The following is a 12,249-nucleotide window of genomic DNA, read 5'->3' as shown; positions in this document are numbered from 1 at the left end:
ATGGCCCCCGCCCAAAGTGCCGGCCTGGCGCCGTTAAGCGAGCTGCCCGCCAGCCTGTTCAGCCTGGTGGTGACTCACCCCCTGGGCAGCCTGCTGCCCCGGGCCAACCGGGTGCTGGACATGCTAAGTGAACTCGACAAGGGCCGGCTGCCGGCCCCCGGCGACTGGTTGAGCACCAGCACCGAGCGACGTATTCGCCAGCTGCTGGTGCGCGCCAGTGCACTGGAATACTGCAAGGAAACCCCGGACGTGGCCCGGGCCATCGTACAGGACATATTACTGGTGCTGGAGCAGGTGGAGCTGGACTGGCCGGCCACCGCCGGTTTGCTCACGCAACAGGGCATGGCTGCTGAGCAGGCCGAGCGCCGCGCCCGGGCCCGGCACACGCGCAGAGCCCTTGCCAGGCTGGCGGAGCAGTGGCAGCAGCGCATCAGCCTGTGGCAGGCGCTGGATGACGTGGCCGAGGAGTTCGGCATCGCCCCGGCCATCGGCACCGACAAGGACAGCGGCAATCTGAGAGACAGAGCCTGGTTTGATCTGCTGCGCCTGGCCCGCTGGGTGGCGGATATTCGTGAGCTGCAAAAGCTGCTTAAACTCATGGGCCAGCAGCGCCCGGATCCGGAGCAGAGCGCCACCCTGAGCCAGTTGCAGCAGATGATGAGCCCCCGAGACAAGGGCCCCCGGGAGCGGCGGCTGCCGGGCATTCCCATGGAAACCCAGGGCATTACCCGCTCCGATAACCTGTCGCGCATGCTGGCACTGGAGGCGGCCCTGCTGGGGCATCCGTCTCTGCACATGCTGTGGCACGCCCGCCGGGCCGAACAGAGCCTGCTCAGCTATGCCGTGGCCGGGGTGATGCCCATCGACGCGGGCAACGACTGGCCCCTGCCCCGGGCGGGCAAGGGCGAAGGGGACGGCAAGGGCACCCAGCTGGGCCCCATTATTCTGTGCCTGGACACCTCCGCCTCCATGCACGGCCTGGCGGAGCAGGTGTCCAAGGCCATGGTGCTGGAAGCCCTGCGCATGGCCAAACAGCAGCAAAGAGGCTGTCTGGTGTATCTGTTTGGCGGCGCCGGTGAATTGCTGGTGCTCGACAATCACACCCTGACCCTGCCCGAGCTGCTCGACATGCTGCGCGGCTCCTTCAGCGGCGGCACCGATGTAAGCACGCCGCTCAATGCCGCCCTGACCCGGCTGCAGCAGCTGGAGTGGCGCCAGGCGGATATTCTGCTGGTAAGCGACGGCGAGTTTGAGGTTTCCCGAGAGCTGCAGGCCCAGGTAGAACACGGCAAGGAAGCCCTGGGCGTGCGCCTGTTTGGCCTGCAGCTGGGTTATGCCACCGCCCTGCACGCCATGCGCAAGGTGTGCGACCCTGTGCACCTGTTCAGCGACTGGCGCAGCCTGGAGCAGGCGGCAAGAGCTTAAGCCTCGTAAGCGTTTGCTTTGCCGTGCACTACCGTCGGCCAAAGCGCACTGCTTCTCCGGCACGCCGTGAATACCTCCCTGTAGGCTCCGCTGCGCCATCCATGGCGCAGAGGGCACGGCGAAGCAGACACCCTTTGCCCTCCTAGGGACACTCGGCGCTGACTGACCGATGAAATGCAGCGCCGATGTTACTCGAAGCAGCTGCGGGGATTGCCGAAGCCGACCGTCGTATGCCATGGAAGTACTTGCAGCGTGTCGGCGGAGTGCAACCGCGCAGCTGCTTCGCATGGCAATTGTTGGTGTGTTTAGCTTCTCACCATTACCAGCCGGGGTTCGCCGGGGCCGAAGTAGTCTGTTTCACGGCCGGCTTCGGCAAAGCCCAGACTTTGGTAAAGATGCAGCGCCGGGTTGTCGGGCAATACCGTCAGTTTGATGCGCGCACAGCCCTGCTCTTCAAGCGCGGTTACCGCCGCCTGCAGCAGTTGCCGGCCCAGCCCTTGCCCCCGCGCCGCCGGTGCCACCGCCAGCGATAAAATCCAGCCCTCATTGACGCTCTCGCCCCGGCCCGCCAGGGCATAGCCCAGCAGCTCGCTTTTATCTTCGGCCACCAACAGCGAGCCCGGCCACAGATCCCAGGCCTGGCGCAGAAAAAAGTCCGGATAGCCATGATCCCCAAAGGCGGAGCATTCCAGGCCATATACCGCCGCCAGATCGGCCTTGGTTGCGGTTCTTATTTTCATCGATTGTTCCTGTTCCCTACATTGCGGGCAACATGGTAAGCGCATCAAAGGCCTGTTGCACAGACCCTGCCGGCTAAAGCGGCAGCTACAGCTGTTTAAATAACAACCAAGAAGCTACGCTTTAAAGTGTCTACAAAAAGGAGGCAGCATGAGTTGGCGAACAGGCTGGTGGGGGCTGTGGCTGTTGTTGTTCAGCGCTCTGGCCCCGGCTCAGGAGCGTTACTGGCAGCTCGACATCAGGGGGGCCATTGGTCCCGGCATTTCCGACTACCTGGTCACCGAGCTGAACCGGGCTCAGATCGAGCGCCCGGCCCTGGTGCTGCTGACCATGGACACGCCCGGCGGCCTGTACAGCGCCACTCGCGACATTATTACTGCCATGCTGGAGTCCAGCGTGCCGGTGGTGGTTTATGTCTCTCCCGGCGGTGCCCGGGCCGCTTCTGCCGGCACCTATATTCTCTATGCCAGCCATGTGGCCGCCATGGCGCCGGGCACCCATCTGGGCGCCGCCACCCCGGTACAGATGATGCCCACCGGCACGCCACCACCCGGCGAGCCCGCCAAGGACAAGCAGAATGACGATGGCGAAAGCCCTGCTTCACCCGGCGGCAGCGCCATGGAGCGCAAGTCCCTCAACGACGCCATTGCCTACCTGCGCAGCCTGGCCCAGTTACGGGGCCGCAATGTGGAGTGGGCCGAGCAGGCGGTGCGTGACGCCGCCACCCTCACCGCCACCGAGGCCCTGGAGCAGAATGTGATTGAGCTGGTGGCCAGTGACATTCCCGACCTGTTGCAGCAGCTGGACGGCCGGGAAGTTTCTCTTAAAAATGACACCCTCACCCTGGCCACGGCGGGGCTGATTGCCGAGCTGCGCCAGCCTGACTGGCGTCAACAGTTCATTATCACCATCAGCAATCCCAATATCGCCTATCTGCTGATGCTGGTCGGCGTCTATGGCCTGCTGCTGGAATTTTACAGCCCGGGCTTTGGCGTGTCCGGGGTGATCGGCGCCATCTGCCTGCTGCTGGCCATGCTGTCGCTGCAGATGCTGCCGTTCAATATGGTGGGGCTGGGGCTGCTGGCCCTGGGGCTGGCGCTGATGGTGGCGGAAGGACTGACACCCAGCTTCGGCATTTTCGGCGGTGGCGGTCTGGTGGCCTTTGTGCTCGGCTCCGTGCTGCTGTTCGACACTCCGGACCAGGCCTTTCGCGTGGCCTGGCCCTTTATCGCCGCCTTTACGGTGTTTTCCCTCACCCTGATCCTGGTGGTGGTACGCATGATCGTAAAACAGCGCCGGGCGGCCCCGGTCTCCGGGGCCGATGCCATGGTGGGCGAACAGGGTGTGACCCTCACAACCCTCAATCCGAACGGCACCGTGATGATACAGGGTGAGCGCTGGCAGGCCCAAAGCCACACCACCATAGCTGCAAACAGCCCTGTTATCGTGGTGGCAGTACGGGATCTGGTGCTGGATGTTGAACCGACCAAGGAGACTGGGGAATGATCATTGATTTTCTTTATTTTCAGCTGCTGATCGTCATTCTGGTGATCATGCTGTTTGCCAGCATGTTTCGCATTCTGCGGGAATACGAACGGGGCGTGGTGTTTCTGCTGGGGCGCTTTTACAGAGTAAAGGGTCCCGGTTTTATTATTCTGATCCCCCTGGTGCAGCAAATGGTGCGGGTGGATCTGCGTATTGTGACCATGGACGTGCCGTCGCAGGATCTGATCTCGAAAGACAACGTCACCGTGCGGGTCAACGCCGTGCTGTATTTTCGCGTGCTGGATCCGCAAAAGGCGATCATCAATGTGGAAAACTATCTGGAAGCCACCAGCCAGCTGGCCCAGACCACCATGCGATCGGTGCTCGGCCAGCACGAGCTGGACGAGATCCTCTCGGCCCGGGACACCCTGAACGCGGATCTGCAGCGCATTCTGGATCAGAGCACAGACGGCTGGGGCATCAAGGTGACGGCGGTGGAGATCAAGCACGTGGATCTCGACGAATCCATGATCCGTGCCATTGCCCGCCAGGCCGAGGCGGAACGCTCCCGCCGGGCCAAGGTGATCCACGCCACCGGTGAGCTGGAAGCGTCAAAGCAGCTGCTGGAGGCCGCCCGCATGCTGGGCCAGCAGCCGGAAGCCATTCAGCTGCGCTACCTGCAGACCCTCACCGAGATCAGCAGTGACAACAGCAAGATAGTGGTGTTTCCCCTGCCCATGGAGCTGGGCAAGATACTGCAGAAAATGATCGCGGACGAGCCGCCGGAAGATCCCAATGGGCCGACGCAAATGACGTGAACACCGCAAGCGGGAAGTAGGTTGGCGATGAGCGGAGCGAATCCCAACACGAAGGCGCCTGTGAAATGTTGGAATTCGCGATGCTCATTCCAACCTACCCCCTGTCTCACCTGCGAAGCAGGTGGAGGTTACCGAATATTCAAGGGTTCAAAGCTCTTGATCAGCTCATCCAGGGCCTTGAGCTGGGCCAGGAAAGGCTCGAGCTTGTCCAGCGGCAGGGCGCTGGGGCCGTCGCAGTGGGCCTGGTCCGGGTTCGGGTGGGCTTCCAGAAACAGGCCGGCCAGTCCGGTGGACAGGCCCGCCCGGGCCAGATCCAGCACCTGCTCGCGGCGGCCACCGGACGCCTCGCCCAGGGGATCCCGGCACTGCAGGGCGTGGGTCACGTCAAAGATGATGGGCGCATCATTCGTGGCCTTTTTCATCACGCCAAAGCCGAGCATGTCCACCACCAGGTTGTCGTAACCGAAGTTGCTGCCCCGCTCGCACAGGATCAGCTGGTCGTTGCCGCACTCGATAAACTTGTCGGTGATGTTTTTCATCTGCCCCGGGCTCAGAAACTGGGGCTTTTTGATGTTAATCACCCGGCCGGTGTCGGCCATGGCCTGCACCAGATCGGTCTGGCGGGCCAGAAAGGCGGGCAGCTGAATAACGTCCGCCACCTCGGCCACCGGGGCCGCCTGGTGGGGCTCGTGCAGATCGGTGATCACCGGCACCCTGAAGGTGTCCTTCACTTCCTGCAGCAGTTTCATGCCCTCTTCCAGGCCGGGGCCACGGAAAGAGTGAATGGATGAGCGGTTGGCCTTGTCCCAGCTGGCCTTGAACACGTAGGGAATGCCCAGTTTCTCGGTCACCTTCACATAGTGCTCGCAGGCCTGCATGGCCAGATCCCGGGATTCCAGCACATTGATGCCGCCAAACAGCACCATGGGCTGGTCGTTGGCGACCGCAATGTCATTGATATGTACGGTTTTCATCGCAACTCCTTAGTGGAGGATTTTGGGGCTCAGGTCGAGGCCCGCCATCTGGGCTTTCAGCACGTCGGCAATGGGATCGTCCGGACAGTGCTCAATAAAAAACTCAAAGTCGTCGGCAGCCAGTTGCCCGCAGTCGAGCTGCTGATACAAAAAGCCCCGGTCCCGCCGCTCAAAAGGGCAGTCGGGCTTGAGCCGCAGCAACAGCTCGCTGCAGGCCAGCGCCTTGCCAAACTGCTGCTCGTTGATAAAAGCGGCCTTGGTGACATTCAGCAGTCGTGCCAGGATCTCGCTGTTATCGGCGGCCTTGAGATGCTCCGGTGCCAGCCGGGCCAGGTTGCCTTGGGCCCCGCGCAGCAGTTGCTCCATTTCCTTGCGGGACAGCGGTTGGCCGGTAAAGGGATCGATAATAATCCCCTCTGCTTCCGCTCCCATGCGTACCAGAAAATGGCCGGGAAAACAGATGCCCTCGGCCTCCACACCAAAGCGATGGCACAGATAAATCAGCATTATGCCCAGGCTTACCGGTATGCCTTCGCGCCGGACCAGCACCCGGTTCATCAGGCAGTTGTCCACGGAGAAAAAAGTCTCACTGTCACCGGCAAACCCCAGGCCGTCGTACAGACAGGGTAACAGGTGCTGTGTTACCGCCATGCCTTCCAGCTCCTCGGCCAGGGACCGCTCCAGGGCAAACAGCTCCCGCTCGGCCTCATATCGGGCCTCAAGGCCGGCCAGGCTTTCCACCATATCCAGCACCAAAGTCATCAGATCCAGGGGTTCGTCGCTTTGCCAGCGCGTACTGATATTGCTTTCAAGCATGCTCTCTCCCGGGCCACTGGCCCAGTGTCACTCTGTCCTGCCCGCCGTAGTCGCGCAGGGTGGTGACCTTCTCAAAACCATTGTCGATAAAAATCTGTTGCACCGCCTCGCCCTGCTGCCAGCCGTGCTCCACCAGCAGCCAGCCGCCGGCCACCAGGTGTGCCGGTGCACAGCCTGCAATATGGCGAATGTCGGCCAGGCCCTCCTCATCGGCCACCAGGGCGGAGAGCGGCTCAAAGCGTACATCGCCCTCGGCCAAGTGCGGATCGGCGGCATTGATATAAGGCGGATTGGACACGATCATGTCAAAGGTCAGCCCCGCCAGCGGCTTAAGCCAGCTGCCCTGACGCACTTCCACCGCCAGTCCCAGGCGTGTGGCGTTGCGCCGGGCCAGGGCGGCGGCCTGCGGGTTGAACTCCACCGCCAGCACGGTATCGAGGGGGCGCTCGCTTTTAATGGACAGGGCAATGGCACCGGTACCGGTACCCAGATCCACCACCCGCGCCGGCCCCTCGGGTAGCCGCGCCAGCGCCGCTTCCACCAGCACTTCGGTGTCGGGCCGGGGGATCAGGGTATCGGGCGACACTTCCAGCATCAGGCTCCAGAACTCCCGCTGGCCGGTCAGGTGGGCCACCGGCTCACCGGCCCGGCGGCGCGCCACCAGCGCCGCCAGCTCGGCCTGCTGCTGCCCGGACACTTCAAATTCGGGCCAGGCCAGCAGAAAGCTTCGGGGCTTGCCCAGCACATGGCACAGCAACACATCGGCATCCAGCGCCGGCGACTCGCCGCCGGCCAGTTGTTCGCGCAGCCGGGCGCGCAGTGCGCTCAGCCTCATCAGAGCCCCGCCAGGGCAGCGAGCTGGTCGGCCTGGTGCTCCTGCAGAATAGGCTGGGTAAGCATGTCGAGCTGGCCTTCCAGTACCTCGTTCAGCCGGTACAGGGTGAGGTTGATACGGTGATCCGACACCCGCCCCTGGGGGTAGTTGTAGGTGCGAATGCGATCGGAGCGATCGCCGCTGCCCAGCAGGTTGCGCCGTTCGCTCTGCTCTTCGGCCTGGCGCTTGTCCTGCTCCGCCTGGGCCAGACGTGAGGCCAGCACCGCCATGGCCTTGGCCCGGTTCTTGTGCTGGGAACGCTCGTCCTGACATTCCACCACCATGCCGGTGGGCAGGTGAGTAATACGAATGGCCGAATCAGTCTTGTTGACGTGCTGACCACCGGCGCCGGAGGCACGAAAGGTGTCCACTTTCAGATCCGCCGGATTGATCTCCGGGGCCTCGGCCTCGGGGATCTCGGGCATCACCGCCACGGTACAGGCAGAGGTGTGAATGCGGCCCTGGGATTCGGTCTCGGGCACCCGCTGTACCCGGTGGCCGCCGGACTCGAACTTGAGCTGGCCATAGACGCCGGCACCCTCAATGCGGGCAATGATCTCCTTGAAGCCGCCGTGTTCGCCCTCACTGGCGCTGACGATCTCCACCCGCCAGCGCCGGGTCTCGGCATAACGGCTGTACATGCGGAACAGATCGCCGGCAAAAATGGCGGCCTCGTCGCCACCGGCGCCGGCGCGGATCTCCAGAAAGCAGTTGTTGTCGTCCCGGGGATCCTTGGGCAGCAACAAGATCTGCAGCTCCTGTCCCAGCGCCTCGATAGCAGCCCCGGCGCTGTCAATTTCGTCCCGGGCCATGGCCTTGAGCTCGGCGTCGTCTTCCGCCAGCATTTCACGGGCTTCGACCAGGTCTTCCTCGGCCTGGCGATAGCGCTGAAAACAGGCCACCACATCTTCCAGCTGGGCATATTCCCGGGTCAGCGCCCGATACTGCTCCTGGTTGTTGATGACCGAGGCCTCGCCCAGCAGCGCCTGCACCTCCTGGTAGCGTTCTTCCAGGCCTTCCAGTTTCTTCAGTACGGATTCGTTCATCGGGGGTCTCGCCGTTATGCCGGCTCAGGGCCGGCTGATGCCCAGGCTGCGGGACAGCACCGCCAGCATGTCCTGATCGCCGTCCTTGCCGGCCTGGCTCAGGGCCTGGGTGGGGGTATGAATAAGCTTGTTGGTCAGCCGCCGGGTCAGCTGCTGCATGACCTGAGTGGCGTCTTCGCCCTGGGCCAGGGCCTGCAGCGCCCGGGCCAGCTCCTGCTCGCGCACACTTTCCGCCTGGGCCCGGTAGTCGCGAATCATGTCCACCGAGCGCAGCGAGCGGTACCAGGCCATAAACTGGTCCCGCTCTTCCATAATGATACGCTCGGCCTGGGCCGCCGCTCGCTTGCGGGCTTCCAGGTTCTGCTCGATGATGCCCTGCAGATCGTCCACGGTATAGAGATAGGCGTCGCTGAGCTCGTCCACCTCGGGCTCTATGTCCCGGGGCACGGCAATGTCTACCAGCAGAATGGGCTTGTGGCGACGGGCCTTGAGCGCCCGCTCCACCATGCCCTTGCCGATAATGGGCAGCGGGCTGGCGGTGGAGCTGATGACAATATCGGCCCGGGGCAGAAACTCGGGGATCTGCTCCAGGGTCATCACCTCGGCCTCAAACTCCTGGGCCAGGCTCTGGGCCCGCTCCAGGGTGCGGTTGGCCACCATCATCTGGGTCACCGACTGCTCGCGCAGATGGCGCGCCACCAGCTCGACAGTTTCGCCGGCGCCCACCAGCAGTACCCTGGTGCGGCCCAGATCCGAGAAAATACGCTTGGCCAGGCTGACCGCAGCAAAAGCCACAGACACCGCGCTGGCGCCAATGTCGGTTTCGGTGCGCACCCGCTTGGCCACGGAGAAGGACTTCTGAAACAGCCGCTCCAGCAGCCCCTTGAGGCTGCCGGCCTGGTGCGACTGGCTGTAGGCCTGCTTGATCTGACCCAGTATCTGGGGCTCGCCCAGCACCAGAGAGTCAAGCCCGCAGGCCACCCGCATCAGGTGCCGAATGGCCTCTTCACCCTGATGCTGATACAGGCAGGCGGTGAGCTCGTCTTCGTCGAGCTGGTGGAAGTGCTGCAGCCAGTGGCGCACCACATCGCTGTCGCCGTCGTCATGCAGGCTGCAATACAGCTCGGTGCGGTTGCAGGTGGACAGGATCACGGACTCGGCCACGCCCTGTGTGTTCATCAGCTCCTGCAGTGCCCGGGGGGCAAGATCAGGGCCAAACGCCACCCGCTCGCGCAGGGCGACGGACGCTGTCTTATGATTGATTCCCAGTACCAGCAGGCTCATGAGGTTTTGGTGCGGCTCACATCATTCTTCGTGTAGCCGGCTATTGTACGAGAAAGGCCAAATCTTTAAAAGGCACCGGCCTTGCCCTTATACTTGCCGACACTTTTAAAAAGCGGAGTGCTCGCCGTGCGTACTTTATTGATCTGCCTTGGATTGTTGCTGGTGTCAGGCTGTGCCTACCGGGCCGAAGAGGCACCGGCCGGCTCCTGGCAGGCCCAGAAACAGCAGCTGGCCGACCTGGAAGACTGGCAGCTGGCCGCCAAACTCGGCATCATCACCCCCGACGAGCGTGGCAGCCTGAGCCTGTTCTGGCGCCAGAACAGCGATGACTACCGCCTGAACCTCACCAATGTGGTGGGCAAGCGCGTGTTTGATCTCAGCCGCCGCAACGGCCGCATTGAACTCATCGACAGTGAAGGCCAGCGTCATACCGCCAGTAATGCCCGTGACCTTGTGTATGCCCTTACCGGCTGGGATCTGCCGGTGGAGCAACTGGCCGACTGGATCAAGGGACTGCCCGGCGATGCCGACACCGTAAGCTTTGACGCCGACGGCCGCCCGGCGCGAGTGCAGTCTCACGGCTGGCAACTGCGCTATCTGGGGTATACCCAAATCGACCAGCTCTGGCTGCCCAGCCGGCTGGAGCTGAGCCACGACACCACCACCCTGAAACTGGCGGTCAGCCGCTGGGAGCTGAAGCCATGATGCGCCTGCCCGCCCCCGCCAAGCTCAACCTGTTTCTGTATATCACCGGTCGCCGGCCTGATGGCTATCACAACCTGCAAACCCTGTTTCAGTTTGTGGACTTTGGCGACGAACTCGGCTTTGAAGAAGCCGATGAGCTGACGTTGTCCCCGGCCCTGCCCGGTGTGGAACCGGAAAACAACCTCATCATCAAGGCAGCGCGGCTGCTGCAGGCACACACCGGCTGCACTCGGGGCGCCCGCATTCACCTCACCAAGCGGCTGCCCATGGGGGGCGGTCTGGGTGGCGGCTCCAGCGACGCCGCCACCACCCTGGTGGGGCTGAACCGGCTGTGGCGGCTGGGCCTTGGCAATGACGAGCTGGCCGCCCTCGGCCTGCAACTGGGGGCCGACGTGCCGGTATTTGTGCACGGCCGTGCCGCCTTTGCCGAAGGCGTGGGGGATATTTTCAGCGATGCCGCGCCCCCCGAGCCCTGGTATCTGGTGATGAACCCGGGAGTCGAAGTGTCTACGCCGGCCATCTTTACCGACCCGGATCTGCCCCGCAACAGCCCGGTGCTGAGCCTTGAACAGCACCTGAATTCCCCCTGGCAAAACGACTGCGAAGCACTGGTCAAAAAGCGACACCCCGAGGTTGCCAAACTTCTGAGCTGGTTGCTAGAATATGCGCCGTCACGAATGACGGGCACCGGAGCCTGTATTTTCGGCACCTTTGACAGCCGCGAAGCGGCGGAAAAAGCGCTCAAAAATGCTCCGGATGGCGCCTTCGGTTTTGTTGCCAGAGGTTGCAACCGATCGCCGCTGCTGACGGCACTGGACGCCCTGTAAGCACCCGTAACTGAACAAGACAGACCAGGCAGCGATGGCATGAAGGCGGGGTGGGCTCGCTTTCTCCCTTATCCCAAGGGTCAGTTCGCTGCCGGCGGTCGCCGGCAGGAAGACACGGCTAATGCCGACTCACCGTTGCGTACTCTATACTCAACAACCTGACTGGCGCTCCGAACCAGAATAATTCCGAATAAAGGGCTGGATAGCGAAACTGTGTTTCGTGATACGGGTTCACGGCCCCGTCCAGTCTCATCACCCACGAAGCAACCCCGAGGTTTTAAACCGTGCCCGACATGAAGCTGTTTGCTGGTAATGCAACGCCGGAACTCGCCCAACGTATCGCCGATCGTCTTTTCATCAAACTGAGTGCTGCCGATGTTGGCCGTTTCAGTGACGGCGAGATCAGCGTGCAAATCAACGAAAATGTACGCGGCGGCGATGTCTTCATCATCCAGTCCACCTGTGCGCCCACCAACGACAACCTGATGGAGCTGATCGTCATGGTCGACGCTCTGCGTCGTGCCTCCGCCGGCCGTATTACCGCCGTCATTCCCTACTTCGGTTACGCTCGTCAGGATCGCCGCGTGCGCTCCGCCCGGGTGCCGATCACCGCCAAGGTAGTGGCCGACTTCCTGTCCAGCGTGGGTGTGGACCGGGTACTGACCGTGGATCTGCATGCCGAGCAGATTCAGGGCTTCTTTGACGTACCGGTAGACAATGTGTTCGGCACCCCGGTACTGCTGGAAGACATGAAGGCCAAGGGCCTGCAGGACGCCGTGGTGGTGTCTCCCGATATCGGTGGCGTGGTGCGCGCCCGTGCCGTGGCCAAGCTGCTGGACGAAACCGACATCGCCATCATCGACAAGCGCCGTCCCCGCGCCAACGTGTCTCAGGTGATGCACCTGATCGGTGACGTGGAAGGCCGTGACTGCGTGATCGTGGACGATATGATCGACACCGGCGGCACCCTGTGCAAGGCCGCCGAAGCCCTGAAAGAGCGCGGCGCCAAGCGGGTATTTGCCTACGCCACCCACGCCGTGTTCTCCGGCAAGGCCGTGGACAACATTCGCGACTCCGTGATCGATGAAGTCATCATCACCGACTCCGTACCCCTGACCGATGAAATGAAGTCCATCAGCAAGGTCAAGCAGCTGTCCCTGTCTGCCATGCTGGCCGAAGCCATTCGTCGCATCAGCAACGAAGAGTCCATCTCCGCCATGTTTGAGCAATAAGCCCTGGCGAGCTTGAAGCGAAAAG

The 12,249-nt window shown here is 62.7% G+C and carries 12 protein-coding genes; 6 read left to right on the top strand and 6 right to left on the bottom strand.

Annotated elements, in window-relative coordinates; all coding sequences use genetic code 11:
* Positions 1 to 1,425 carry a vWA domain-containing protein gene (locus DA373_RS06935; protein ID WP_107851593.1) on the top strand — a complete coding sequence of 475 codons (1,425 nt, stop codon included), beginning with the start codon at positions 1 to 3 and terminating at the stop codon, positions 1,423 to 1,425.
* Positions 1,426 to 1,730: 305 nt separating this feature from the next.
* Here DA373_RS06935 and DA373_RS06930 read toward each other — a convergent pair whose 3' ends face one another.
* On the bottom strand, positions 1,731 to 2,165 hold the full coding sequence (locus tag DA373_RS06930; protein WP_107851592.1) for a GNAT family N-acetyltransferase: 435 nt from the start codon (positions 2,163 to 2,165) through the stop codon (positions 1,731 to 1,733).
* 148 nt (positions 2,166 to 2,313) lie between these two features.
* Here DA373_RS06930 and DA373_RS06925 point away from each other — a divergent pair, with 148 nt between their 5' ends.
* Together DA373_RS06925 and DA373_RS06920 are read left to right on the top strand one after the other, a co-directional pair.
* Complete coding sequence (locus DA373_RS06925) at positions 2,314 to 3,669, top strand: NfeD family protein (protein ID WP_107851591.1); 1,356 nt, start codon at positions 2,314 to 2,316, stop codon at positions 3,667 to 3,669.
* On the top strand, positions 3,666 to 4,466 hold the full coding sequence (locus DA373_RS06920) for a slipin family protein (RefSeq protein WP_107851590.1): 801 nt from the start codon (positions 3,666 to 3,668) through the stop codon (positions 4,464 to 4,466). The genes DA373_RS06925 and DA373_RS06920 overlap by 4 nt, the downstream gene beginning before the upstream one ends.
* 128 nt (positions 4,467 to 4,594) lie before the next feature.
* Here the strand turns inward: DA373_RS06920 and kdsA are convergent, their stop codons facing one another.
* The 5 genes from kdsA to hemA are packed head-to-tail and all read right to left on the bottom strand — an operon-like array spanning position 4,595 to position 9,460.
* Positions 4,595 to 5,440, bottom strand: a complete 846-nt coding sequence (gene kdsA, locus DA373_RS06915) for a 3-deoxy-8-phosphooctulonate synthase (RefSeq protein WP_107851589.1) — start codon at positions 5,438 to 5,440, stop codon at positions 4,595 to 4,597.
* Between the two features lie 9 nt (positions 5,441 to 5,449).
* On the bottom strand, positions 5,450 to 6,256 hold the full coding sequence (locus tag DA373_RS06910) for a SirB1 family protein (protein ID WP_107851588.1): 807 nt from the start codon (positions 6,254 to 6,256) through the stop codon (positions 5,450 to 5,452).
* Positions 6,249 to 7,091, bottom strand: a complete 843-nt coding sequence (gene prmC / locus DA373_RS06905; protein ID WP_107851587.1) for a peptide chain release factor N(5)-glutamine methyltransferase — start codon at positions 7,089 to 7,091, stop codon at positions 6,249 to 6,251. The genes DA373_RS06910 and prmC overlap by 8 nt, the downstream gene beginning before the upstream one ends.
* Positions 7,091 to 8,176, bottom strand: a complete 1,086-nt coding sequence (gene prfA / locus DA373_RS06900) for a peptide chain release factor 1 (RefSeq protein WP_107851586.1) — start codon at positions 8,174 to 8,176, stop codon at positions 7,091 to 7,093. The genes prmC and prfA overlap by 1 nt, the downstream gene beginning before the upstream one ends.
* A gap of 24 nt (positions 8,177 to 8,200) precedes the next feature.
* Entirely contained in the window at positions 8,201 to 9,460 is a 1,260-nt protein-coding gene (hemA, locus tag DA373_RS06895) for a glutamyl-tRNA reductase (RefSeq protein WP_107851585.1), read from the bottom strand.
* Positions 9,461 to 9,586: 126 nt separating this feature from the next.
* Here hemA and lolB point away from each other — a divergent pair, with 126 nt between their 5' ends.
* From lolB to DA373_RS06880, 3 genes are all read left to right on the top strand, one after another.
* The gene (gene lolB / locus DA373_RS06890; RefSeq protein WP_157953693.1) at positions 9,587 to 10,165 is read left to right on the top strand and encodes a lipoprotein insertase outer membrane protein LolB; all 579 of its coding nucleotides are present in this window, start codon (positions 9,587 to 9,589) and stop codon (positions 10,163 to 10,165) included.
* Positions 10,162 to 10,992: a 4-(cytidine 5'-diphospho)-2-C-methyl-D-erythritol kinase gene (gene ispE / locus DA373_RS06885; protein ID WP_107851583.1), complete on the top strand. Its 831-nt coding sequence runs from the start codon at positions 10,162 to 10,164 to the stop codon at positions 10,990 to 10,992. The genes lolB and ispE overlap by 4 nt, the downstream gene beginning before the upstream one ends.
* Before the next feature lie 284 nt (positions 10,993 to 11,276).
* Positions 11,277 to 12,224 carry a ribose-phosphate pyrophosphokinase gene (locus DA373_RS06880; RefSeq protein ID WP_107851582.1) on the top strand — a complete coding sequence of 316 codons (948 nt, stop codon included), beginning with the start codon at positions 11,277 to 11,279 and terminating at the stop codon, positions 12,222 to 12,224.
* Positions 12,225 to 12,249: the final 25 nt, after the last annotated feature.

It is taken from the genome of Oceanimonas marisflavi (genome assembly GCF_003049725.1).
Lineage (GTDB): Bacteria > Pseudomonadota > Gammaproteobacteria > Enterobacterales > Aeromonadaceae > Oceanimonas > Oceanimonas marisflavi.
Note: the sequence above shows the minus strand (reverse complement) of the source record. Positions and strands in the feature narration are given on the sequence as shown.

Coding starts and splice junctions, on each gene's coding strand:
- DA373_RS06935 (WP_107851593.1), top strand. CDS start 1: ATGGCCCCCGCCCAAAGTGCCGGCCTGGCGCCGTTAAGCGAGCTGCCC.
- DA373_RS06930 (WP_107851592.1), bottom strand. CDS start 2,165: ATGAAAATAAGAACCGCAACCAAGGCCGATCTGGCGGCGGTATATGGC.
- DA373_RS06925 (WP_107851591.1), top strand. CDS start 2,314: ATGAGTTGGCGAACAGGCTGGTGGGGGCTGTGGCTGTTGTTGTTCAGC.
- DA373_RS06920 (WP_107851590.1), top strand. CDS start 3,666: ATGATCATTGATTTTCTTTATTTTCAGCTGCTGATCGTCATTCTGGTG.
- kdsA (WP_107851589.1), bottom strand. CDS start 5,440: ATGAAAACCGTACATATCAATGACATTGCGGTCGCCAACGACCAGCCC.
- DA373_RS06910 (WP_107851588.1), bottom strand. CDS start 6,256: ATGCTTGAAAGCAATATCAGTACGCGCTGGCAAAGCGACGAACCCCTG.
- prmC (WP_107851587.1), bottom strand. CDS start 7,091: ATGAGGCTGAGCGCACTGCGCGCCCGGCTGCGCGAACAACTGGCCGGC.
- prfA (WP_107851586.1), bottom strand. CDS start 8,176: ATGAACGAATCCGTACTGAAGAAACTGGAAGGCCTGGAAGAACGCTAC.
- hemA (WP_107851585.1), bottom strand. CDS start 9,460: ATGAGCCTGCTGGTACTGGGAATCAATCATAAGACAGCGTCCGTCGCC.
- ispE (WP_107851583.1), top strand. CDS start 10,162: ATGATGCGCCTGCCCGCCCCCGCCAAGCTCAACCTGTTTCTGTATATC.